Source organism: Bradyrhizobium sp. U87765 SZCCT0048 (assembly GCF_018131225.1).
Taxonomy (GTDB): Bacteria; Pseudomonadota; Alphaproteobacteria; order Rhizobiales; family Xanthobacteraceae; genus Bradyrhizobium_A.
Genome location: NZ_JAFCMM010000003.1, coordinates 14,433 through 36,619, shown reverse-complemented (window position 1 = coordinate 36,619; position 22,187 = coordinate 14,433). Strand labels below are relative to the sequence as shown.

At 66.6% G+C, this 22,187-nt stretch carries 22 protein-coding genes; 17 read left to right on the top strand and 5 right to left on the bottom strand.

The features are described from left to right. The first annotated feature begins 99 nt into the window (after positions 1-99). The 9 genes from JQ639_RS18735 (at position 100) to surE (ending at position 9,148) form a co-directional block, all read left to right on the top strand. On the top strand, positions 100-1,599 hold the full coding sequence (locus JQ639_RS18735) for an SPOR domain-containing protein (protein WP_211970485.1): 1,500 nt from the start codon (positions 100-102) through the stop codon (positions 1,597-1,599). Positions 1,600-1,647: 48 nt separating this feature from the next. Beyond that, positions 1,648-2,676 carry a beta-N-acetylhexosaminidase gene (gene nagZ / locus JQ639_RS18730; protein ID WP_211970484.1) on the top strand — a complete coding sequence of 343 codons (1,029 nt, stop codon included), beginning with the start codon at positions 1,648-1,650 and terminating at the stop codon, positions 2,674-2,676. Continuing rightward, on the top strand, positions 2,673-3,512 hold the full coding sequence (locus tag JQ639_RS18725) for a segregation and condensation protein A (protein WP_211970483.1): 840 nt from the start codon (positions 2,673-2,675) through the stop codon (positions 3,510-3,512). The genes nagZ and JQ639_RS18725 overlap by 4 nt, the downstream gene beginning before the upstream one ends. A gap of 711 nt (positions 3,513-4,223) precedes the next feature. After that, positions 4,224-4,970, top strand: coding sequence for an SMC-Scp complex subunit ScpB (scpB, locus tag JQ639_RS18720; protein ID WP_211970675.1), 747 nt, complete (start codon positions 4,224-4,226; stop codon positions 4,968-4,970). Positions 4,971-5,237: 267 nt separating this feature from the next. Further along, positions 5,238-5,471 (top strand): twin-arginine translocase TatA/TatE family subunit, encoded by a 234-nt coding sequence (locus JQ639_RS18715; protein ID WP_211970482.1) that lies wholly within the window; start codon positions 5,238-5,240, stop codon positions 5,469-5,471. 58 nt (positions 5,472-5,529) lie between these two features. Beyond that, on the top strand, positions 5,530-5,964 hold the full coding sequence (gene tatB, locus JQ639_RS18710) for a Sec-independent protein translocase protein TatB (protein ID WP_211970481.1): 435 nt from the start codon (positions 5,530-5,532) through the stop codon (positions 5,962-5,964). Next, on the top strand, positions 5,961-6,779 hold the full coding sequence (gene tatC, locus JQ639_RS18705; protein ID WP_211970480.1) for a twin-arginine translocase subunit TatC: 819 nt from the start codon (positions 5,961-5,963) through the stop codon (positions 6,777-6,779). Before tatB ends, tatC begins: the two co-directional genes overlap by 4 nt. 157 nt (positions 6,780-6,936) lie before the next feature. Continuing rightward, positions 6,937-8,376, top strand: coding sequence for a serine--tRNA ligase (gene serS / locus JQ639_RS18700; protein WP_211970479.1), 1,440 nt, complete (start codon positions 6,937-6,939; stop codon positions 8,374-8,376). Positions 8,377-8,380: 4 nt separating this feature from the next. Then, positions 8,381-9,148: a 5'/3'-nucleotidase SurE gene (surE, locus tag JQ639_RS18695; RefSeq protein WP_211970478.1), complete on the top strand. Its 768-nt coding sequence runs from the start codon at positions 8,381-8,383 to the stop codon at positions 9,146-9,148. A gap of 134 nt (positions 9,149-9,282) precedes the next feature. Here the strand turns inward: surE and JQ639_RS18690 are convergent, their stop codons facing one another. After that, a complete protein-coding gene (locus tag JQ639_RS18690; protein WP_211970477.1) occupies positions 9,283-9,660 on the bottom strand; it encodes a response regulator in 378 nt (125 codons plus the stop codon). A 253-nt stretch (positions 9,661-9,913) separates the two neighbouring features. Here JQ639_RS18690 and JQ639_RS18685 point away from each other — a divergent pair, with 253 nt between their 5' ends. After that, the gene (locus JQ639_RS18685; protein ID WP_211970476.1) at positions 9,914-10,567 is read left to right on the top strand and encodes a protein-L-isoaspartate(D-aspartate) O-methyltransferase; all 654 of its coding nucleotides are present in this window, start codon (positions 9,914-9,916) and stop codon (positions 10,565-10,567) included. Between the two features lie 292 nt (positions 10,568-10,859). Continuing rightward, positions 10,860-12,260 (top strand): peptidoglycan DD-metalloendopeptidase family protein, encoded by a 1,401-nt coding sequence (locus JQ639_RS18680; RefSeq protein WP_211970475.1) that lies wholly within the window; start codon positions 10,860-10,862, stop codon positions 12,258-12,260. Positions 12,261-12,358: 98 nt separating this feature from the next. Here JQ639_RS18680 and JQ639_RS18675 read toward each other — a convergent pair whose 3' ends face one another. After that, positions 12,359-13,339 (bottom strand): ATP-binding protein, encoded by a 981-nt coding sequence (locus JQ639_RS18675; protein WP_211970474.1) that lies wholly within the window; start codon positions 13,337-13,339, stop codon positions 12,359-12,361. Positions 13,340-13,547: 208 nt separating this feature from the next. Here JQ639_RS18675 and yajC point away from each other — a divergent pair, with 208 nt between their 5' ends. The 6 genes from yajC (at position 13,548) to JQ639_RS18645 (ending at position 18,976) form a co-directional block, all read left to right on the top strand. Beyond that, on the top strand, positions 13,548-13,895 hold the full coding sequence (yajC, locus tag JQ639_RS18670) for a preprotein translocase subunit YajC (RefSeq protein ID WP_211970473.1): 348 nt from the start codon (positions 13,548-13,550) through the stop codon (positions 13,893-13,895). 52 nt (positions 13,896-13,947) lie between these two features. After that, positions 13,948-15,549 carry a protein translocase subunit SecD gene (gene secD / locus JQ639_RS18665; protein ID WP_211970472.1) on the top strand — a complete coding sequence of 534 codons (1,602 nt, stop codon included), beginning with the start codon at positions 13,948-13,950 and terminating at the stop codon, positions 15,547-15,549. A 17-nt stretch (positions 15,550-15,566) separates the two neighbouring features. Then, positions 15,567-16,619, top strand: coding sequence for a protein translocase subunit SecF (secF, locus tag JQ639_RS18660; RefSeq protein WP_211970471.1), 1,053 nt, complete (start codon positions 15,567-15,569; stop codon positions 16,617-16,619). Further along, positions 16,619-17,002, top strand: a complete 384-nt coding sequence (locus JQ639_RS18655) for an Mth938-like domain-containing protein (RefSeq protein WP_211970470.1) — start codon at positions 16,619-16,621, stop codon at positions 17,000-17,002. The genes secF and JQ639_RS18655 overlap by 1 nt, the downstream gene beginning before the upstream one ends. Further along, on the top strand, positions 16,999-17,856 hold the full coding sequence (locus tag JQ639_RS18650; RefSeq protein ID WP_211970469.1) for a phytoene/squalene synthase family protein: 858 nt from the start codon (positions 16,999-17,001) through the stop codon (positions 17,854-17,856). Before JQ639_RS18655 ends, JQ639_RS18650 begins: the two co-directional genes overlap by 4 nt. A 190-nt stretch (positions 17,857-18,046) precedes the next feature. After that, positions 18,047-18,976, top strand: coding sequence for a M12 family metallopeptidase (locus tag JQ639_RS18645; RefSeq protein WP_211970468.1), 930 nt, complete (start codon positions 18,047-18,049; stop codon positions 18,974-18,976). 11 nt (positions 18,977-18,987) lie between these two features. On the opposite strand, the gene JQ639_RS18640 is transcribed toward JQ639_RS18645, so the two are convergent. From JQ639_RS18640 to JQ639_RS18630, 3 genes are all read right to left on the bottom strand, one after another. Further along, positions 18,988-20,064, bottom strand: coding sequence for an AMP-binding enzyme (locus JQ639_RS18640; RefSeq protein ID WP_211970467.1), 1,077 nt, complete (start codon positions 20,062-20,064; stop codon positions 18,988-18,990). A 45-nt stretch (positions 20,065-20,109) separates the two neighbouring features. After that, positions 20,110-21,543 carry a methylenetetrahydrofolate--tRNA-(uracil(54)-C(5))-methyltransferase (FADH(2)-oxidizing) TrmFO gene (trmFO, locus tag JQ639_RS18635; RefSeq protein WP_211970466.1) on the bottom strand — a complete coding sequence of 478 codons (1,434 nt, stop codon included), beginning with the start codon at positions 21,541-21,543 and terminating at the stop codon, positions 20,110-20,112. Between the two features lie 185 nt (positions 21,544-21,728). Next, positions 21,729-21,881, bottom strand: a complete 153-nt coding sequence (locus JQ639_RS18630) for a DUF1127 domain-containing protein (RefSeq protein WP_211970465.1) — start codon at positions 21,879-21,881, stop codon at positions 21,729-21,731. Positions 21,882-22,187: the final 306 nt, after the last annotated feature.

The window sequence follows — 22,187 nt, the reverse complement described above, 5'->3', positions numbered from 1 at the left end:
CGCTCTTGGCTCAACAAGAACTGACTCGAGAAGAATTGGCTCAAGCAGACTTTCTTGAATGGCGATCGGCGGTTTGCCCGAAGGATACGCGACATCACGATGGCGGATCGATACCAGGGTAACAGGTCATATCGTGCGGACGACGGCTACGACCGCGCCCGCAACCAGGCAGCGCCGCAGGCGGCCGAGAGTGATCCGCTCGCCGAGCTGGCTCGCCTGATCGGTCAGACCGATCCGTTCTCGACCTTCGCGCGCGACGGGCGCGCGGCAGCCGCGCAGCCGGCAGCAGGTTACGAGGACCAGCAGCACGACGAAGCTCATGAGGAGCGCTCGGCCGACTTCGACGTCCGGCCGGGGCGTCCGTCATGGATGCAGCGGGTGGCGCAGCGTGACGTGCATCATTCCGACGAGCATGACGATCGGGCGCCCGCGGTTCAGCCGCACGTCGACCCCTACGCGCAGGCACAGACCCAGGCCGCCAATCCTTATCCGGCGCATTACCAGCAGGGCGACGGCTATCCGCAGGATGACGGTTATCAGCAGGTGGCGCCGCATCAAGGTTACGCCGCCGCGGATCATGGCCACCAAGGCTATGACGGGCAGGTCGATCCGTCGCGCTATGACGACGTGCTCTATGGTCCGGGTGACGATCAGCAGGCCCAGCACGATGGGCCGGACGGCGGGTACGCCGACGACGGTTATGGCCAGGGCTACGACGAGGAGACTCCCACGCCCGTGAAGAGGCGGGGCGGTCTGGTGACTGTGGTCGTGGTCGCCGCACTCGGCATTGTCGGTACGGCTGCCGCCTATGCCTATCGCACCTATTCGGGGTCGCCGCGCAGCGGCGAGGTTCCGATCATCAAGGCCGATACCAGCCCGAACAAGATCGTGCCGCCGGCGCAGCAGGCGGCCGACAGTGCCAGCAAGCCGATCCAGGATCGGATCGGCGGCGCGCCGGGCACCGAGCGGATCGTGTCGCGCGAAGAGCAGCCCGTCGACGTCAACGCCGCCAAGGCCACCGGCCCGCGGGTGGTGTTTCCGGCACTGACCCAGAATCCGAATCCCAACCCCGCCGGAGCTTCGTCGCCGGCGATGCCGCCGGCGCGCCCCGCAGCGGGTCCGGCCAGCGGCAGTCTCGCCGGTGACGAGCCGCGCAAGGTCCGTACGCTGTCGATCCGGCCGGATCAGCCGGACAGCGGCGCGCCGCCGCGCCCGGCGCCGACCCGGGCCGCCGCACCCGCGCCGGTGAGCGCGCCCGCGGCTGCCAACGCGCCGATGGCACTGACGCCGCAGGCGCCGACCCGCACCGCGTCCAATGCGGTCGCCTCGACCGGCAGCACCGGCCTATCCGGCGGCTACGTGGTGCAAATCTCGTCCCAGCGCAGCGAGGCGGATGCCCAGGCGTCCTACCGGGCGCTGCAGACCAAGTTCCCGAACGTGCTGGGATCCCGTGCGCCCCTGATCAAGCGGGCGGATCTCGGCGACAAAGGCGTCTACTACCGTGCCATGGTCGGGCCCTTCGGGAGCTCCGATGAGGCGGGACAGTTCTGCGGCAGCCTGAAAAGTGCCGGCGGACAGTGCGTCGTCCAAAGGAATTAATCGCGGTTTCCTTGACCCTGACGGCCGGTGCGGGCTAATCGCCCGACTATGAGTTCGCGCGCCTTCATCACAGGGGTTTCCGGCCTCGTCCTGACCGCGGACGAGCGCGCGTTTCTACGCGCCGAGCGGCCGTGGGGCTTTATTCTCTTCAAGAGAAACATCGATACGCCGTCGCAAGTCGCTGACTTGGTGAGCGAATTGCGGCGGTGTGTGGACGACGGCGATGCCCCGGTCCTGATCGATCAGGAGGGGGGCCGGGTGCAGCGGCTGGGGCCGCCGCACTGGCCGGTGTATCCGGCAGGCGCCGCCTTCGCGTCGCTCTATGGCGCCGATTCTGCTGCCGCGACACGGGCTGCGTTCCTCGCCAGCCGTCTGATCGCCGCAGATCTCGGCGACCTCGGCATCACGGTCGATTGCCTGCCGCTGGCCGACGTTCCGGTCGCGGGCGCCGACGCGGTGATCGGCAACCGGGCGTACGGCACGACGCCGGACCAGGTCGCGGTGATCGCCCGGGCCGTGACCGATGGCCTCGCGCACGGCGGGGTGCTGCCGGTGCTCAAGCATATCCCCGGACATGGCCGGGCGACGGCCGATTCCCACCACCGCCTGCCGGTGGTGGACACCCCCGCGGACGAGCTCGACCGCACCGATTTCGCTGCGTTCCGGCCGCTGGCCGATCTGGCCATGGCCATGACTGCACATGTTGTGTTTAGCGCCCTGGACGCCGCCCAACCGGCGACGACTTCTGCGACAATGATCGAACGGGTGATTCGCGGCTCGATCGGGTTCCAGGGTTTGTTAATGAGTGATGACGTGTCGATGAACGCGCTTCAGGGAACCATCGCGCAGCGTACCCGAGCCGCGCTTGCCGCCGGATGCGACATCGCCCTGCATTGCAACGGCAATATGGATGAGATGCGCGCCGTCGCGGCCGAGGCGCCGCTGCTGGCGGGCCTGCCGCTCGGGCGCGCGGATGCGGCGCGTGCGGCACGCAAGCCGGCGCAGCCGTTCGACCGGATCGCCGGGCGCGCGGAGCTCAACGAACTCCTCGCCCGGGCACAAGGATTGAGCGCATGACCGCAGAAATCCTGTCGTTCGAGACCGGCCTGCCGGCCGCTGAAAACGCCTCCGACGAGCCGGCGCTGGTCGTCGATGTCGAAGGCTATGAGGGCCCGCTCGACCTGCTGCTCGCGCTGGCGCGGCAGCAGAAGGTGGACCTCTCCAAGATGTCCATCCTGGCGCTGGCCGACCAGTACCTGTCGTTCATCGAGGCAGCCCGCAAGATCCGCCTGGAACTTGCCGCCGACTACCTGGTGATGGCGGCATGGCTCGCATTCCTGAAATCGCGCCTGCTGCTGCCCGAGCCAGCCAGCACCGAGGGGGGCGGCCCGTCCGCCGAGGAGATGGCGGCGGCGCTCGCCGGGCGGCTGCGCCGCCTGGAGCTGATCCGCGAGGCGTCGAACCAGTTGATGGGCCGGCCGCAGCTGATGCGCGATATCTTTCCGCGTGGACAGCCTGAAGAGATCGCCGAGATCAAGAAGCCGAAGTTCACCGCGACGCTGTTCGACCTGCTGTCGGCCTATGCGGTCCAGCGTCAGCAGCGGGTGCTGGCGTCGGTGCACCTCGCCAAGCGCACGGTGTGGTCGCTGGCCGAGGCGCGCGCCACCATCGAGCGCCTCGTCGGCATGGCCGAGGACTGGAGCTGCCTCGATGAATATCTGATCGGCTATGTCGCCGATCCGACCCAGCGCGCCACCGTGTTCGCGTCGAGCTTCGCTGCGGCGCTCGAACTCGTCCGCGAGGGCGAGGTCGAGATCAATCAGAAGCAAGCTTTCGCCCCAATCTATTTTCGCAAGCGCCGCGTCGAGGTCGCCGCCGACACCATGGCGGCGCCGGACGTTTCGGCAGAGTAAGTGGAAGAAGGAGACCGAGCCATGCCGAGCCTGGCGGAACGACGCATCGTCGAGATCGACGAGCCTTCCGAGCCCGTTTCTTCCACGCAGCTCAAGCATGCGTCGCCGCGACCTGTTTCGGTCGAGGCGGTGCCGGACGTTTCTGCCGACGAAGCCGAGGCGAGCGAGGCCAGGGTGAGCCACGAGGACGCCGGGGCCGGGGAGGCTGCGCTCCAGGCCGATGCAGAGGCGGTGGTCGATGCGGCCGACGAGGACGTCGACGCCGAACTGGCGGACGCGGACATGGTCGAGGCGGAGGCCGTCGAAGCCGAGGTGACCGAGGCCGAGGTCGACGACGAAGCCACTGACACCGGTGAGCTCGAGGCCGAGAGTGTCGAGGCCGAGGACGCCGATCTGGTCGAGGCGGAGGCGGTCGAGGCCGCCGCCGACGAAAATGATCAGGACGACGAAGACGACCAGGACGACGAGGACGAAGCGGCTGACGACGACACCGTCGACGAGGCGGAAGCCGAGGACGAAGACGAGGACGAGGACGAGGACGACGAAGAAGACGGTGAGGATGACGACCAGGCCGACGGCGAGGACGCCGATGCCGGGGAGGTCACCGAGACCGACGATGCAATCGTCGCCGAGGCGCCGGCGCTCGCCGGCGACGCCGAGCCGCTCGTGGCGGTTGCCGCGACTGACGAGCCCTCGAGCGAGCCTGTCGCCATTGGCACCGCCGAGGCGGAAGCCGAGCCTGCCGAGGCCACCGCGACCGCCGCCAGCCGTCCCGAGGAGCTGCGGCTGCTCGAAGCGCTGCTGTTCGCGGCCTCCGAGCCGCTCGAACAGTCGGCGCTGGCCAAGCGCATGCCTCAGGGCGTGAACGTCAAGGTCGCTCTGGAGCAGCTGCAGGCCGACTACGCGATGCGGGGCGTCAACCTGATCCGTGTCGGCAACAAGTGGAGCTTCCGCACCGCCAGCGACCTGTCATGGCTGATGACGCGCGAAACCCACGAAACCCGCAAGCTGTCGCGTGCGGCGGTCGAGGTGCTGGCGATCATTGCCTATCACCAGCCCGTGACCCGCGCCGAGATCGAGGACATCCGTGGTGTCGTCACCTCCAAGGGCACGATCGACGTGCTGCTGGAGACGGGCTGGATCCGTCCCCGTGGCCGTCGCAAGACCCCGGGCCGGCCGTTGACCTTCGGCACCACCGAAGCGTTCCTGTCACAATTCAGCCTCGAGGCGCTCACCGACCTGCCGGGCCTGGAAGAGCTCAAGGGAACAGGCCTGCTCGATACCCGCCTGCCATCCGGTTTCAGCGTGCCGTCGCCGTCGGACGACCCGGCGCTGCGCGAGGACGAGGACCCGCTGGAGCCCGGCGATCTCGACCTGGCGCTGGCCCCCCCGGTCGAGCCCGAGCCGGAACCCGCACCGGCGCCGAAGGCCGAGAGCACCGGCGAGGAAGAAGGCTGAGAACCGGCCGGTCCTGCGGTATCGCGGGCGCCGGCTGCCATGGATTAACGCTCGCGCGCAATGCGTCGCTTGACCCACTGCGCGACCGCGTTAAGTCCTTGTTTTTGACACCTCTGCAGCCTAGTTTCAGGATGACGAAGGGCCGGTTTGGCCGGCGTGCGCGTGGCCTGCGGAACGCTTTGATCGTGCTGCAGGACCGGGTGCTCGGGACAATATCTTCGGTCGGCGCGGCCTGTGGCCTCGATCGACCCAGTGGAGGTTTGCAGGATGGGTTCGTTGAGCGTTTGGCACTGGATCGTGGTGATCGCGGTGGTCCTGCTGCTGTTCGGTCGCGGCAAGATTTCGGATCTGATGGGCGACGTCGCGCAGGGCATCAAGGCCTTCAAGAAGGGCATGAAGGACGACGACGTGGCCGACACCAAGTCGGAGCCGGTCAAGTCGATCGAGAGTGCGAGCCCCCAGGCGGCCCCCCGTTCGGATGTGGGCAGCAAGGCGGTCTGAGGATCGCGGCCGACGATTGCTGAGGGCGCAGCCACGGCTCGCGTGAGCGGATTTTTTCATGTTCGACATCGGCTGGGGCGAGATGGTCGTGATCGGCGTGGTTGCGCTGGTTGTGATCGGCCCCAAGGAGCTTCCTGGGGTGCTGCGCGCCGTCGGCCGGATGGTCGGCAAGGCGCGCCGTATGGCATCTGAATTCCAGGGCCAGTTCAACGAGGCCCTCCGCGAGGCCGAGATGGCCGACCTGAAGAAATCCTTCGACGAGGTGTCGGAGGCCGCCAAGGGCTTTTCCAGCGGCAATGTGTTGTCCGCGGTGACGCGCGATGTCGAGGATGCGCTGCGCGTCGACCCGCCGGTCACGACGCCGACGCCTCCCGCGACGCCTGCGCCGGAGGCCGTCGTCGAGGCCGAGACGCACATGCCCGCGACGCACACGCCCGAGCTCGCTCCGCCGGTGGTGCCGCATGACGGGCCCGAGAGCGGGAAGGCGCCATGAGCCAGGAAGACATCGACGCCACCAAGGCGCCGCTGATGGAGCACCTGATCGAGCTGCGCGGCCGCCTGATCAAGGCGCTGCTCGGCTTCGGCGTCGCGTTCATTTTCTGCTTCTTCTTCGCCAAGCAGATCTACAACGTGCTGGTGTGGCCTTTCGTGTGGGTCGCAGGCCCGGAGAATTCGAAGTTCATCTACACCGCGCTGCTCGAATATTTCGTCACCCAGCTCAAGCTGGCGATGTTCGGTGCCGGCTTCATTTCGTTCCCGATCGTCGCCACCCAGATCTACAAGTTCGTCGCGCCGGGGCTTTATCGCAACGAGCGGCAGGCCTTCCTGCCTTACCTGATCGCCACGCCGTTCTTCTTCGTGCTCGGTGCGCTGCTGGTCTATTTCGTCGTGCTGCCGATGCTGGTGCGGTTCTCGCTGGGCATGCAGCAGGCCGGCGGCGCCGAGACCGCCCAGATCGCGCTGCTGCCCAAGGTCGGCGAATATCTGTCGCTGATGATGTCGCTGATCTTTGCGTTCGGCGTCGCGTTTCAGCTCCCTGTGGTGCTGACGCTGCTCGGGCGGATCGGCATCATCACCGCCAAGCAGCTGCGCGAGAAGCGGCGCTATTTCATCGTCGTGGCGTTCGTCATCGCCGCGGTGCTGACGCCGCCGGACGTGATCAGCCAGGCATCGCTGGCGATCCCGCTGCTGGCGCTCTACGAGGGGTCGATCATCGCGGTCGCCATCGTGGAGAAGAAAGCCGCCGCTGCGGCCCAGAACTCCACGACCCCGCCGGCAGACACCTCGGACGCCTCGTCGGCATCCTGACACGGCCGTTCGTGCCGTCTGCTAAATTACTCAGATTGCGGCGATTCTCGCCGCGACGCGGGACGGTTGGCCGCCCTGCGGCGTTGGCGGTTTCAATCGCCGCGGGTTCGCGGTACTTGATGCCCGCTCGCGGATGAACTCGTTGGGACAGCTTGCCATGCACGACATCAAATCGATCCGGGACAATGCCGCCGCGTTCGACGCCGCGCTGAAACGGCGCGGGCTCGCGCCCGCAGCGGCGTCGCTGCTTGCCATCGACGATCGCCGCCGTGCCGCTATCACCGAGGCCGAGCGCACCCAGGCGCGCCGCAATGCCGCCTCGAAGGAGATCGGCGATGCCAAGAAGGCCAAGGATGACGCCCGTGCGTCGGCGCTCATGGCCGAGGTCGGCGAACTCAAGAGCCGCCTGCCGGAGCTCGAGGCCGCGGCCAAGCTCGCCGAGGCCGAGCTGTTCGAGGCGCTGAGCGCCATTCCCAACCTGCCGCTCGACGAGGTGCCGGAAGGCTCCGACGAGCATGGCAATGTCGAGCACCATCAGTTCGGCGCGAAGCGCAATTACGCCTTTGCGCCGAAGCCGCATTTCGAGCTCGGCGAGGCGCTCGGCTTCATGGACTTCGAGGCGGCGGCGAAGCTGTCGGGCGCGCGCTTCGTGGTGCTGAAGAAGGGGCTGGCGCGGCTCGAACGGGCGATCGGCCAGTTCATGCTGGACCTGCACACCACCGCCCACGGCTACACCGAGATCAACCCGCCGCTGCTGGTCAAGGACGACGCCATGTTCGGCACCGGCCAGCTGCCGAAATTCCGCGACGACCAGTTCGGCGCGGCACCGCCGGTCAGCAAGGTCGAGGTCTACGAGCAGATCCGCGCCAAGGCCGTCGACATGGCGGTGCGCGAGCTCAACAAGCCGGCGGCCGAGCTGCAGCTCGACGACCTCTTCGTATTCGAGATGCGGGTCCTCGACGACCTGCCGCCCGAGGTCAACTACTGGCTCATTCCCACAGCCGAGGTGCCGCTGACGAACCTCGTGCGCGAGTCCATCCTCGACGAGAAGGAGCTGCCGCTGCGGCTCACCGCGCTGACGCCGTGCTTCCGCGCCGAGGCCGGCGCCGCCGGACGCGACACCCGCGGCATGATCCGGCAGCACCAGTTCACCAAGGTCGAGCTGGTCTCGGTGACCACGCCGGAGGCGAGCCGTGACGAGCACGAGCGCATGCTCGCCTGCGCCGAGGAGGTGCTGCGCAAGCTCGACCTGCACTACCGTGTGATGACGCTGTGCACCGGCGACATGGGCTTCACCTCGCAGAAGACCTACGACATCGAGGTGTGGATGCCGGGGCAGGGCGAGGGCGGCATGTACCGCGAGATTTCGTCGTGCTCGGTGTGCGGCGATTTCCAGGCCCGCCGCATGGATGCGCGCTCGCGTGGTCCGGATGGCAAGCCGCGTTTCGTCCACACGCTGAACGGTTCGGGCACCGCTGTCGGCCGTGCGCTGATTGCGGTGATGGAAACCTATCAGCAGGACAATGGCGCGATTGCCGTGCCGGACGTGCTGCAGCCCTATGTGGGCGGACTGAAGATCATCGAGAAGGGCATGTAAGGCGATGCGCATCCTCTGCACCAATGACGACGGCATTCATGCCTACGGCCTCAAGATCGTCGAGGAGATCGCGCGTGAGCTGTCCGACGACGTCTGGGTGGTGGCGCCCGAACTCGACCAGTCCGGCGTGTCGCACTCGCTGTCGCTGAACGATCCGCTGCGCCTGCGCGAAGTCGGCCCGCGCCACTTCGCCGTGCGCGGCACGCCGACTGACTGCGTCATCATGGGCGCGCGTCACATTCTCGGCGACAAGAAGCCGGACCTCGTGCTGTCCGGCGTCAACAAGGGGCGCAACGTCGCTGAGGACGTCATCTATTCCGGCACCATCGCCGGCGCGATGGAAGGCGTCATTCTTGGCATTCCCTCGTTCGCGCTGTCGCAGGAGTTCGGTGTCGACAGCCGCCGCAACCCGCACTGGGACACCGGCCGCAAGCTCGGCCCCGACATCATCCGCAAGGTGCTGGCTGCGGGCGTTCCCGCCGACACCGTGATCAACATCAACTTCCCGAACTGCGCGGCGGAAGAGGTCGCGGGCGTCGTCGTTGCCCGCCAGGGCAAGCGCAACCAGGGCTTCCTCAAGATCGACGAGCGCCGCGATGGTCGCGGCAATCCTTATTACTGGATCGGGTTCGAGCGTCTCGCCAACATCGATCCGCCAGGTGAGGGCACCGACCTCGCGGCGCTGGCAAGCCGACAGGTCTCGGTGACGCCGTTGCATCTCGACATGACATCGACCGCGTTTTCGGGGCGGCTCACCGAGGTGCTGAAGTAACGCGACGTGCTGCCTCGTGCCGTTGGTTTGCACGAGGCGGTATGGGGTTGCACGGGGCAGCATCTCTCGCGTCGAGGTGAAGCCCGGTCGTCGGACCTGGGTTATCAGACGCGGCCGCCGGTGGCGCGTTTGGGCTAGCCGGCCCGGTTGTGCAGGGCGTTCTCGATGGCTTCCTGCAGCGTCTCGATCTTGAACGGCTTCTGCAGGGCGGGGTAGTCGCGATACTTCTCCGGCAACCCTTCAGCGCCATAGCCGGTCGCGAACACCAGCGGCAGGTTGCGCAGCGAAACAACCTCGGCGACCGGCGAAATGTTCTTGCCGTTGACGTTGACGTCGAGAATCGCCAGGTCGAACTTGGCGGATTGCGCCAGCCTGATCGCCTGATCGAGATCGCCGGCTTCGGCGGCGACGATGTATCCGAGATCCGACAGCATATCGGACACGAGCATCCGGATCATGGTCTCGTCTTCGACCAGAAAGACCGAGCCGCGCGATGCCGCCGGTGCCGTCATCGTTGGAATGTTCCCGCTGCCACGAAACCCGCTCCGACTATGTCGGCGCGTCGGCATATTGGCAATAAGCATTATTGCGAGCGCCGATCTCGGACCGGGCAACGGGCCGAACATCAAGCCGGCATCGCCCCCCGAACATCTCGTCGAGGCGTCCGATGGAGCATCGGACTGTCGCGTTTGACAGCTGTCCGGATGGCTTCGGCCTTGCAAGGTGGGGGCTGTTCGGGTTTTCGTGTCCCGGGGCACGGGACCGATGAACACCACACGACACACGCCACACGAGAAAATGGCCTTTCAGCTGACGCTTCGGCGTCGTGGCATCAGCGATCAGGCGATTTTGCGCGCCATGGAGGAAATTCCGCGAGAGGCTTTCGTCGAGGCGGGCGACGAATGGCAGGCCTATCGTGACGCCGCACTGCCGATCGCATGCGGGCAGACCATCAGCCAGCCCTTCGTCGTCGCGTACATGACCGAGCAGTTGCAGTTGAAGAGCTATCATCGGGTTCTGGAGATCGGAACCGGGTCTGGCTATCAGGCAGCCGTCCTGTCCCGCCTGGCGCGCGACGTCGTGACCCTGGAGCGCTTCCGCTCCCTCGCCGAGCGTGCCCGGTCGCGGCTCGAGAGGCTGGGGTGCAACAACGTCGACGTGCAGATCGGCGACGGGTTCGATGTCGCGGACGCCGTCGGTCTGTTCGACCGGATCATCGTCACCGCGGCGATGGACACCGTTCCGGAGAACCTGCTGCGGCACCTGGAGCCGGAAGGGCTCCTGATCGTTCCGGTCGGGCCGCGATCGGGTAGCCAGACGCTGGTCAGGCTGCATCGCACCGACGAGGGCGTCGACCGGACCGACCTGATCGCGGTGCGCTTCGTGCCGGCGCTGCCGGGGGTCGCCCGGGAAATGTAGCAAAACGATGGTGCTGCGCACGCGGTCGAAACGGGCGCGACAGCGCCCGCGGCCGGCCATTTGACCCCACTGGTGTTGCCTCAGCATTGCAGCGTGCGGTCGGGCGGAGCGCCGGGTGGTGGCGAAAAGCGCGCTGGAATCACGCATTTGGCGAGTTGCGCCATGATCGTTGCTTGTCAATAAGCCGCTGCGTCCGCACGCAAACTTCCAGCCGTCGCGCGCCGCTTAAGCGGTTGTTTACTGGAAATGTGTTTACTCAATTTCATGTGAGTTGCGTACCGAGTGAGTAACCATGTCCCGCGTTGTTGAGTTGCTTCGCTCGCGCCGTGTGCCCCAGATCGCGGCATTGGCGCTGGTTTCAGTTGGATTTGCCGGATGTAGCGCGGACACGTCGTCGCGCTTTTCACAGAGTGGATTCGGCTGGCGCGGGCAGGAGGCCACGGGCTCCGTTCCGCAGCAGTACGCACAGCCACAGCCCCAGTATCAGCAGCCGCAATATGGCCAGCCGCAGTACGCGCCGGGGCCGGTCGAGAGCCGGCCGCTGCCGCAGTACACCCGGCCGCAATACTCGCAGGCTCCGATGCCGCCGATCTCGGCGCCGCAGTCTTACCCGACCAGCGGTGTGTCGTCCGGCGGTGGCGGACACGGCATGGCATCCTATACCCCGCCTGCGGCTTATACGCCTCCGCCGGCAAGGCCGATCGAGACCACGGCGACTGTGGCGCCGCGTTCGGTGGCCGCCGCGCCTGCTGCCGGAACGGCGATCATCGTCGGCACCAGCGACACCGTCGATGTGCTTGCGCGCCGCTACAACGTATCTCCTGCGGCGATCCTGCAGGCCAATCGCCTGTCGGGCCCGCGCGCTCTCCAGCCCGGCCAGCGGCTGATCATTCCGCATCCGACCGTCGCGGCGGCGGCAGCGCCGCCCCCGGCGCTGGCGCCTGCGCCGGCCACCCGCGCGGCGACGGTCCCCGGAACGGTGCATGTGGTCAATCGCGGCGACACGCTGATGAGCATCGCCCGGCGCAACAACGTGCCGCTGTCGCAGCTCGCCAAGGCGAACAACCTGCCGGCGAACTCGCAGCTCAAGGTCGGCATGAAAATCAACGTGCCGGCGCGCACCGCGGAGGCGGCCCCGGTCGCCGCGCAGCCGGCAGCACCGGCCGTGGCCGACGCAAGGCCGGTGGCGGCGCCTGCGGCGGCGCCCGCCAAGGTCGCCTCTGTCGAGCCGACCCAGAAGGCGCTGCTCGCCAATCCGACGGCGCCGGTCGCCGAAGCCGAGCCTGTGAAGGCCGCGGACGCCACCAGCGGGCTGCCCTCGTTCCGCTGGCCGGTGCGCGGGCGGGTCATCACCGCCTATGGCGCGAAGAACAACGGCAAGCAGAATGACGGCATCAATGTCGCCGTCCCCGAAGGCACGCCGATCAAGGCGGCCGAAGATGGCGTCGTGGCCTATTCGGGCAGCGAGCTGAAAGGCTACGGCAACCTCGTCCTGGTGCGGCACTCCAACGGCTATGTGACGGCCTACGCCCATGCCAGCGAATTGATGGTGAAGCGCGGCGAGACCATCAAGCGTGGTCAGGTCATCGCCAAGTCGGGCCAGACTGGCGAAGTCGGCTCGCCGCAACTCCACTTCGAGATCCGCAAGGGATCGTCCCCGGTCGATCCGCTGCAGTTCCTGAACGGCGCCTGACAGCCCCCCTTCGCGTCGTTCAACAAGCGAAAGAGCCCCGGTCCGTGAGGACCGGGGCTCTTGCGTCATCAGCAGGGGCGATGAGACGCCGCCAGGCTTTACGCCGGCGCTCGGGCGTCGAGCCGCACGCCCTTGCGGCCGGCGATGTCCTGGACGAACTGCCAGGCGACGCGGCCGGAACGCGAGCCGCGGGTGGTCGACCATTCCAGCGCCTCGCGCTCGAGTTCCTGGTCGTCGACCGCGATGCCGAAATGGCTGCAGTAGCCGCGGACCATCGCCAGGTAGTCGTCCTGGTTGCACTTGTGGAAGCCGAGCCACAGCCCGAAGCGATCGGACAGCGAAACTTTTTCTTCCACTGCTTCGCCGGGATTGATCGAAGTCGAGCGCTCGTTCTCGATCATGTCGCGCGCCAGCAGGTGGCGGCGGTTCGATGTGGCATAGAGGATGACGTTGTCCGGGCGGCCCTCGATGCCGCCGTCGAGCACCGCCTTCAGCGATTTGTAGGAGGCATCGTTGCCGTCGAACGACAGGTCGTCGCAGAACACGATGAAGCGCAGCTCGGAGGCCCGCAACCGCGTCATCAGCACTGGCAGGCTCTCGATGTCCTCGCGATGGATCTCGATCAGCTTGAGGCGGCCGTCGACGTCCGGCCGGGCGTTGACACTGGCGTGCGCCGCCTTGACCAGCGACGACTTGCCCATGCCGCGCGCGCCCCACAACAAGGCGTTGTTGGCGGGCAGTCCGGTTGCGAACCGTTCGGTGTTCTCGATCAGGATGTCGCGCATCCGGTCGACCCCCTTGAGCAGGCCGAGGTCGACCCTGCTGACCCGGGGAACCGGCGCGAGGTGACCATCCGGGTGCCAGACAAACGCGTCGGCCTCGGTCAGGGAATCGCTGTTCGCGGGCTTGGGGGCCGCTGCGGCAAGGCTTGCCGCGATGGCCTCCAGCGCGGTGACGATCCGTTGATCGAAACCGTCGCGGGCAGGCTGTCGCGGACGTTTTGTCGCGCTGCGGGACCTGGGGGTGGGATTCGCTTTGGATGCCTTGCGAGGGCCTGTTTTATTGGGTTTTTTTGCCATCTTGCGCCTTTCTGCGGGCGCACCCTAATCGAGGGGAACGGACCGCTGCAAGGCGCGTCCGGGGAGGGCGCAGCAGCGTTGCAATTGGGCCGTTGCCCGCTATAGTCCCGCCCGAATTTGCCCGGATCGGGCCTTTTCCGGGCCCTTCCGCGGGGTCTGGCCGCCCGACCCGCTGACACGCCCTCCCGACCCATTGAGGATCGTTCGAATGCTGATTACCCCTGCCTATGCCCAGGCTGCCGCCGGTGGCGACACCAACAGCATGCTGATGTCGCTGCTGCCGTTCGCCCTGATCTTCGTGATCATGTACTTCCTGGTGCTCCGGCCGCAGCAGAAGAAGGTCAAGGACCACAACGAACTGGTGAAGAACCTGCGCCGGGGTGACACGGTCGTGACCAGCGGCGGACTCGTCGGCAAGGTCACCAAGGTGGTCGACGACGATCAGGTCGAGGTCGAGATCGCCGATGGCGTGCGGGTGCGCCAGATGCGCCAGATGGTCTCCGGCGTGCGCACCAAGGGCGAGCCGGCCAAGGACGACAGCTCGGCGGCGAGCTGAGCGGGCTTCGCCCCGATCGCCGTCCCCAAGCCCTATCTGACAGGTCGAACCGATGTTGTACTTCACGCGGTGGAAAGCGCTGGCCATCCTGCTCACGGCGCTGGTCGTGTGCCTCTGCGCCGTGCCGAACTTCTTCTCCGAGGCCACCGTCAAGACCTGGCCGAAATGGGCGCAGCGTCATCTCGTGCTCGGTCTCGACCTGCAGGGTGGCTCGCACATCCTGCTCGAGGTCGACGGCAACGCGGTCCGCAAGGACAAGCTGAACCAGGTCGCCGACGATGCGCGCCGCACGATGCGTGAGGCCCGTATCCGTTTCATCGGCGGCATCAGCGTGCGCGGCGACAACGTCGAGGTGCGCGTGGCCGAGACCGATACCCAGGCGGCGCTGACCAAGCTGCGCGAACTGTCGCAGCCGCTCGGCGGCCTGCTGGGATCGACCGGGCAGCGCTCGGTCGAGATCGCCGATGCCGGCGGCGGCCTGATTCGGCTCAGCGTGCCGCAGGCCGCGGTCACCGAGCGCATGCGCCAGGCGGTCGAGCAGTCGATCCAGATCATCGAAAAGCGCGTCAATGAGCTCGGCACCGTCGAACCGCTGATCCAGCGCCAGGGCGTCGATCGCATCCTCGTGCAGGTGCCGGGCCTCCAGGACCCGAGCCATCTGAAGGAGATTCTCGGCAAGACCGCGAAGATGGACTTCCGGATGGTCGACACTTCGGTGTCGCCCGACCAGGCGGCGCAGGGACGGGTGCCGCCGGATTCCGAGGTCCTGATGAGCGCTCAGTCGCCCAAGGTTCCTTATGTCATCAAGAAGCAGGTGCTGGTGTCCGGCGCGGACCTCACCGATGCACAGCCCGGCTTCGACCAGCGCTCGGGCGAGCCGATCGTCAGCTTCCGCTTCAACACCTCCGGCGCGCGCAAGTTCGCGCAGGCGACATCGGAGAACGTCGGCCAGCCGTTCGCCATCGTGCTCGACAACGAGGTGATCTCGGCCCCGGTGATCCGCGAGCCGATCACCGGCGGTTCGGGCCAGATCTCCGGCGGCTTCTCGGTGCAGCAGGCCAACGATCTCGCCATCCTGCTGCGCGCCGGCGCGCTGCCGGCGCCGCTGACCATCATCGAGGAGCGCACCGTCGGCCCTGGCCTCGGCCAGGATTCGATCGCCGCCGGCGAGCTGGCATCCTATGTCGGCTCGATCCTGGTGATCGTGTTCATGACGCTGACCTACCGCCTGTTTGGCCTGTTCGCCAACATCGCGGTGGCGATCAACGTCGCCATGATCTTCGGCATCCTGTCGCTGCTCAATGCCACGCTGACGCTGCCCGGCATCGCCGGCATCGTGCTCACGGTGGGCATCGCTGTCGACTCCAACGTGCTGATCTACGAGCGCATCCGCGAGGAGCTGCGCGGCGGGCGCAACGCCATCTCGGCGATCGACGCCGGCTTCAGCCGCGCGCTCGCCACCATCCTGGACTCCAACATCACCACCTTCATCGCCGCCGCCGTGCTGTTCTACATCGGCACCGGCCCGGTGCGCGGCTTTGCCGTCACGCTGGGCATCGGCATCGTCACCACGGTATTCACCGCCTTCACCGTGACCCGCCTGATCGTGGCGTGGTGGGTGAGGTGGAAGCGGCCGCAGGCCGTGCCGATTTGAGATAGAGAGTTGCGGCCGTGACCCATTGGATCATCATTTCGCTGGCGGTATTGATCGTGGTGCTGACGGTGCTCAGCGTCTACGGCGTCATTCCGTCGCTGCGTATCGTGCCTGACGACACGAAGTTCGACTTCATCCGCTTCCGGCGCATCAGCTTTCCGATTTCGGCGGCGCTGTCGATTCTCGCCATTGTGCTGTATTTTACCCACGGGCTGAATTTCGGCATCGACTTCCGCGGTGGCACGCTGCTCGAGATCCAGAACAAGGCGGGTCCTGCGGACATCGCGAAGCTGCGGACGCAGCTGGGATCGCTCGGTCTCGGCGACGTGCAGCTGCAGCAGTTCGGCGGTCCGGCCGACGTGTTGATCCGCATCGCCGAGCAGCCCGGCGGCGACCAGGCGCAGCAGGCGGCCGTGCAGAAGGTGCGCGCGACGCTCGGCGACGGCGTCGACTATCGCCGCGTCGAGGTGGTCGGTCCGCGTGTCTCCGGTGAACTGCTCGCCAAGGGCATCATCGGCCTGATGATGGCGATCGTCGGCATCCTGATCTATCTCTGGTTCCGGTTCGAATGGCAGTTCGCGCTCGGCGCCATGATCGCCAACGTCCACGACATCGTGCTGACGCTCGGCTTCATGTCGGTGACGCAGATCGATTTCGATCTCACCAGCATCGCCGCGCTGCTGACAATCCTCGGCTACTCGCTCAACGACACCGTCGTCATCTACGACCGCATCCGCGAAATGCTTCGGCGCTACAAGAAGATGCCGATGCCTGAGCTGCTCAACGCCTCGATCAACTCGACGCTGTCGCGCTCCATCATCACCCACGTCACGGTGACGCTGGCGCTGTTCGCCCTGCTGCTGTTCGGCGGCAAGGCGATCCACAGCTTCACCGCGACCATGATGTTCGGCGTCGTGCTGGTCGGCACCTATACGTCGATCTTCATCGCCGCTCCGATCCTGATCTATCTCGGGGTTGGCGCGAACCGTCATGGCGACGACGACGAGGACGAAGAGGCGGACAAGCCGGCCACCAAGCCCGGCAAGTCGGACAAGCCCTCGAAGCGCTGATGGCCGGCGCAACGGACGCCCCGCATCTTCCGAGGTCCGCGCCGATCGACGCTTACGGCAACGGCGGCTTTCGCTTCGCCGACATGTCGCACCGCGGCTCGCTGCTGTGCCTTCCGGATTCGATCTGGGCCTGGTCGGTGACCAGCCCGGCGCAGATCGACCGCTATGCGCTGCAGCGCGTCTTCGACCAGGCCAACGCGATCGATACGCTGCTGATCGGCACCGGCACAGAGGTGTGGTTGCCACCGACAGCGCTGCGCGAGGCGTTGCGGGCGCACCATGTCGGCATCGACGCCATGATGACCGGCCCGGCGATCCGCACCTTCAACATCATGATCGGCGAGCGGCGGCGGGTCGCTGCAGCCCTGATCGCGGTGCCATGAGCGCTGCTGCACCGCCCGTCGACGCGGCGGCGATCTGCGCCGGCGACGTGCGAACCCACGACTTCGGCCGCTATGCCGCGACGCTGTTCGCCGCGCCGGCACAGCGCCGGGCGCTTCTCGCCCTGCAGGCGTTCAGCGGCGAGGTGACGCGCGTGCGCGACCACATCTCCCAGCCCTTGCCCGGCGAGATTCGGCTGCAGTGGTGGAGCGATACGCTGGCCGGGGCCGGTCATGGCGGGGTCGAAGGCCATCCGGTCGCGGCCGAGTTGCTGGCCGCGATGGCGGCTTACGATCTCGCGGTTGTGGATCTCGAGCGGATCGTCGAGGCGCATCGCTTCGATCTCTACGACGACGCCATGCCGACGATGGAAACGCTGGAGACCTACCTGCGCGACACCGCGGCGACGATGTTCTCGCTGGCGGCGCGGATCTGCGGCGCCGATGCGCCGGAGGCCCTGGCTCATCACGCCGGCCTTGCCGCCGGGCTTGTGCGTGTCATTGCGCTGCTGCCCGTGCATGCGGCGCGGCGCCAGTTGTTTCTGCCGCAGCAGCTGCTCGACCTCAACGGCGTCGACAGCGCCGATGTCTTCGCCGGCAAGGCGACGCCGCAGCTGCGCACCGTGCTCGCCTATCTCGGACGCGAGGCGAGCGGTCATCTCGATCTCGCGCTGCAGGCGCTGGCCGCGGCGCCGCGGCAGCTTGGTCCGGCCTTCCTCGAACTGGCGCTTGTCGCGCGGGCGCTGCGACGGATCGGGCAGGACGACTGGGATCCATTCCGCCCCGAGGCGTCGTCGCGCCTTGCAGTGCTGTGGACGCTGTGGCGGGCAACGCGCCGCGCGCCCTGGCGCGGCTGATGCCGGCGCGCGCCACGAAATCCGGCGCGCGCATGTTCTCAAAACTGCAATTCGTGATAGACTGCGCGGGCTCGATTGTTTGATCGACCGCCGCGCATTTTCGTTTTGATCACGCCGTTTCTTTGACGCCGCGCGGAAGCCGTTGTTGTGCCGCTGATTTTGTCCGCTCCTCACCGGGAGGCCATTGCTCATGGACGATTGCGCGATCTGCACGCCGAAATCGCTGCCGGGACATCTGCTCGAACGCGCCGCCAAGACCGCGATCGAGATCAATCCGCTGAACGCTGCGCCGGTCCATCGGCTGTCAGGGCTCGTCGCCAACGGGCCTCCGATGCTCGCCTATATCTCGGTGCTGACCAGCAAATTCTGGCACACCAAGGGCGTGCGTCTGACGGTCGGATTCCTCGACAATCCGCCGCCGGAGCTGCGCGCGCGAATCCTGCTGCACATGAACGCGTGGTCGACGCGGCTGAACGTCGCTTTTGTCGAGAGCAACCTGTCGCCGATGGTTCGCATCGCGCGCGCCGAGAAGCATGGCTACTCGTCCTATGTCGGCACCGATATCCTGCACATTCCCGCGGGCGAGCCGACGATGAATCTCGAGGCGTTCACCATGAACACGCGGGAGTCGGAGTTCGTGCGGGTGGTGCGCCACGAGACCGGGCATACGCTCGGATGCCCGCACGAGCACATGCGCCGCGAACTGGTGGAGCGGATCGACCGCCAGAAAGCCATCGCGTTTTTCCAGGCGACGCAGGGCTGGTCGGAGGAGGGCGTGATCCAGCAGGTGCTGACGCCGATCGAAGAGAGCTCGCTGTGGGGCACCGGTCACTCCGACCCGAATTCGATCATGTGCTACCAGATCCCCGGCGCGATCACCAAGGACGGCAAGCCGATCCCCGGCGGCGTCGACATCGACGAGCAGGACTTCGCGTTCATGGAAAAGATCTATCCGAAGACGCTGACGGTCGCCGGTCGTTCGGACGGCGACGACGGCGCGCGGGTGAGCGCCGCCGCGGCAGCGCTCGATATCGACTATCCGGCAGAGATCGCGCGGCTCGAGCGCGAGAACAGCGTTCTCAAGCAGGCCATCGGCATTTTCGCCCGTGACCTGATCTGAACCGAGACGCCTCAGAAACTGAAGCGATCGCGCAGGTTCTTGCGCTGGTCGAGGATGCTCTTCATGAACGAGCGGTCATCGGCGCTGGTCAGCAACGGTTCGATCAGGTCGATCTGGTTCATGGCGACGAGCTGCAGGATCTCCGTCCGCACCGTGCCGGCCGCATCGCGCGGCAGCGCAGGGACCACCTGGATGTGCTCGGGCGGTTTCGGCAGGCCGCGCGCGCTGTTCAGCGACGACGACAGCTCGGTTTCGATCGCAGGCGCATCGGCCTCGACGAAGGCGTAGAGGCCGACACCGGTGCGGCGGTCGGCGAAGGCAACGATCGCGGCGTCGCGCACCTCCGGATGCGTCTTGATGCGATCCACCAGCACCGGCGCGTCGTTGACCAGCCGCCGGCCGCCGCCCTCGCGGTCGGTGAAGTTGAACAGCCCGCGGGTGATGGCGCGGTAGACTTTCTTGCCGGTCATCAGCCAGATCCGTGCCGGCAGCGACTTGCGTGCCAGAATCTTCACTTCCTTCGGCGTCAGCGTTTCCGGCGCATAGCGGCGCTTGTGCTTGAGCAGGTGGCGCAGGTCTTCATAGGCCGCGACACGAAACAGGCGGCTGCGGCGGCTGAAGCAGTGAGCGAGCTGGAAGTCGATCAGGTAGGCCTTGCCGTCAGCGCCGCGCAGCCAGTTCTGCTCCTTGGCAAGATCATTGTGGCAGATGCCGGCGCGATGCATCCGCCGCAGCGCCAGCTTGGCGGAAGCGAAGTAGGCCGCGTCGCCGAACGGCCGCGCCAGATGCAGCGCCACGCCATTGATGAAGCCGCGCACCAGCAGCTTGTCGCCAGCCCACAGCAGCGGCGGACCGATGCCGAGATCGCGGGTGCGCAGCAGCGCCGCGCGCTCGCGCCTGAACAGATGGCGCGCCAGCGGATACGACCACCACGGCACCTGGTCGAGCCGGCGCAACACGGCGCCGGCCTCGCCGTCGGGCGTGCGGAAGCGGCCACGCTCGACGGTCGAGAACACGTCGCGTTTCAGCAGGACCCCGTCGATCCAGTGGTCGGACAGGGCGGTGATGTCCTGTTTCGGTAGGGCCATCCGTGATCCAATGACAGAAAACGATGCAGCGTCGGAACGACGCGTTCAGGCAGCCGCCGGGGTGCGCCGTGTCTCGGCGATCCAGCGGTCGATGTCGGCGAGCGCACGGGCGCACAGCGCCTGCTTCTTGGCGACACTTTTCTCGTTGCCGCGCAGCCGCGTGCCGTCGCTCTTGCGGGTTGGCGGCGAAGCCAGCGGCGGGAACAAGCCGAAATTGATGTTCATCGGCTGGAACGAGCGCGGGCCGGCGTCGATGGTCTCGATATGGCCGCCGGTGATGTGGCCGAGCAGCGCGCCGAGCGCCGTGGTCGGCGGCGGCGAGGACAGGTTCTCGCCGCGCACCTCGGCGGCGGCGAACAGGCCCGCGAGCAGACCGATGCTGGCGGATTCGACATATCCCTCGCAACCGGTGATCTGGCCGGCGAAGCGCAGGCGCGGCTGGGCCTTCAGCCGTAGCTGGCCGTCGAGCAGTTTCGGCGAGTTGAGGAAGGTGTTGCGATGCAGGCCGCCGAGGCGGGCGAATTCCGCCTGGCCGAGGCCGGGGATGGTGCGGAAAATGCGGCTCTGCTCGCCATGCTTCAGCTTGGTCTGGAAGCCGACGATGTTGTAGAGCGTGCCGAGCTTGTTGTCCTGGCGCAGCTGGATGATGGCGTAGGGCTTGACCGTCGGGTTGTTGGGATCGGTCAGGCCGACCGGCTTCATCGGGCCGTGGCGCAGGGTTTCGCGGCCTCGCTCGGCCATGACTTCGATCGGCAGACAGCCGTCGAAGTAGGGCGTGTTGGTCTCCCACTCCTTGAAGTCGGTCTTCTCGCCGGCGATCAGCTGATCGACGAAGGCATCGTACTGCTCGCGGGTGAGCGGGCAGTTGATGTAGTCGGCGCCGGTGCCGCCCGGACCGACCTTGTCGTAGCGCGACTGGAACCAGGCGATGGTCATGTCGATGGAATCGCGATGCACGATCGGCGCGATGGCATCGAAGAAGGCCAGCGAGTCTTCGCCAGTCGTGGCGCGGATCGCCTCGGCAAGCGGCGCCGAGGTCAGCGGGCCGGTGGCGACGATGACATGGGTCCAGTCCTGCGGCGGCAGCCCGGCGACCTCGCCGCGGCGGATCTCGATCCGGGGGTGGTTGGCGAGGGCGTTGCTCACGGCTGCGGAAAAGCCGTCGCGGTCCACCGCGAGCGCGCCGCCGGCGGGCACTTGGTTGGCGTCGGCGGAGCGCATGATCAGCGACCCGAGCCGACGCAGCTCGGCGTGCAGCAGGCCGACCGCATTGTTCTGCGCGTCGTCCGACCGGAACGAGTTCGAGCACACGAGCTCGGCGAGGCCGTCAGTACGATGGGCGTCGGTCATCCGCATGGGGCGCATCTCGTGCAGCACCACGCGCAGGCCGGCCTCGGCGATCTGCCAGGCGGCCTCGGAACCGGCAAGGCCGGCGCCGATGATGTGAATAGGTTCCAGATTGTCGTGTGCGCTCGTCATGGGCTCACACCTAGAACCTGACCGACGGCAAGGCAACCTCGGCGGTGGATGACTGCGAGGTCTGCCGGCAGGGGCGTGGAAGCGCATCGCACCCGGGGCCTTGGCTCGTCGCGACGGGACCCAAAAAAACGAAAACGCCCGCCGATTGAGCGGGCGTTGTCCGGTCTTCGATCAGATCGAAGAGGTCAGCCGTTGTAGGACCCAGCAGCAACCCGCGGAATGTCCGAACGATCGAGGCCGATGTCGGCCAGTTCGCGATCGCTCAAGCGGGACAGCTCGTTCAGGTTGCGCTGATAATCCCGAAACGCCTGGATAGCGCGGATCAGTGACATCAACATTGCTTTAGTCTCCTTCAATATCCGGATTCAGCCCTTGGAGGGAAGCCGCTCCGTTGCTGAGGAATATAGGCTACGAATCTGCGGTGCAGCATAGCTTATGTTGCGATGCAGCTAAGCGATATACGCATATCTTAGGCAAGGACTGATTAAATATTCGCCACCTGCCTCAATCCAGAATAAGGCCTCCAAGTATGGTTCCGGATAGCATATTAGACCAGCAATATCATTCATGTAGTCATCGTTCTGTCATGCTTCTGCTGCGCGGTCGCCGTGGTGATTGCCTTGGCGAATTCATTGCCAAGACCA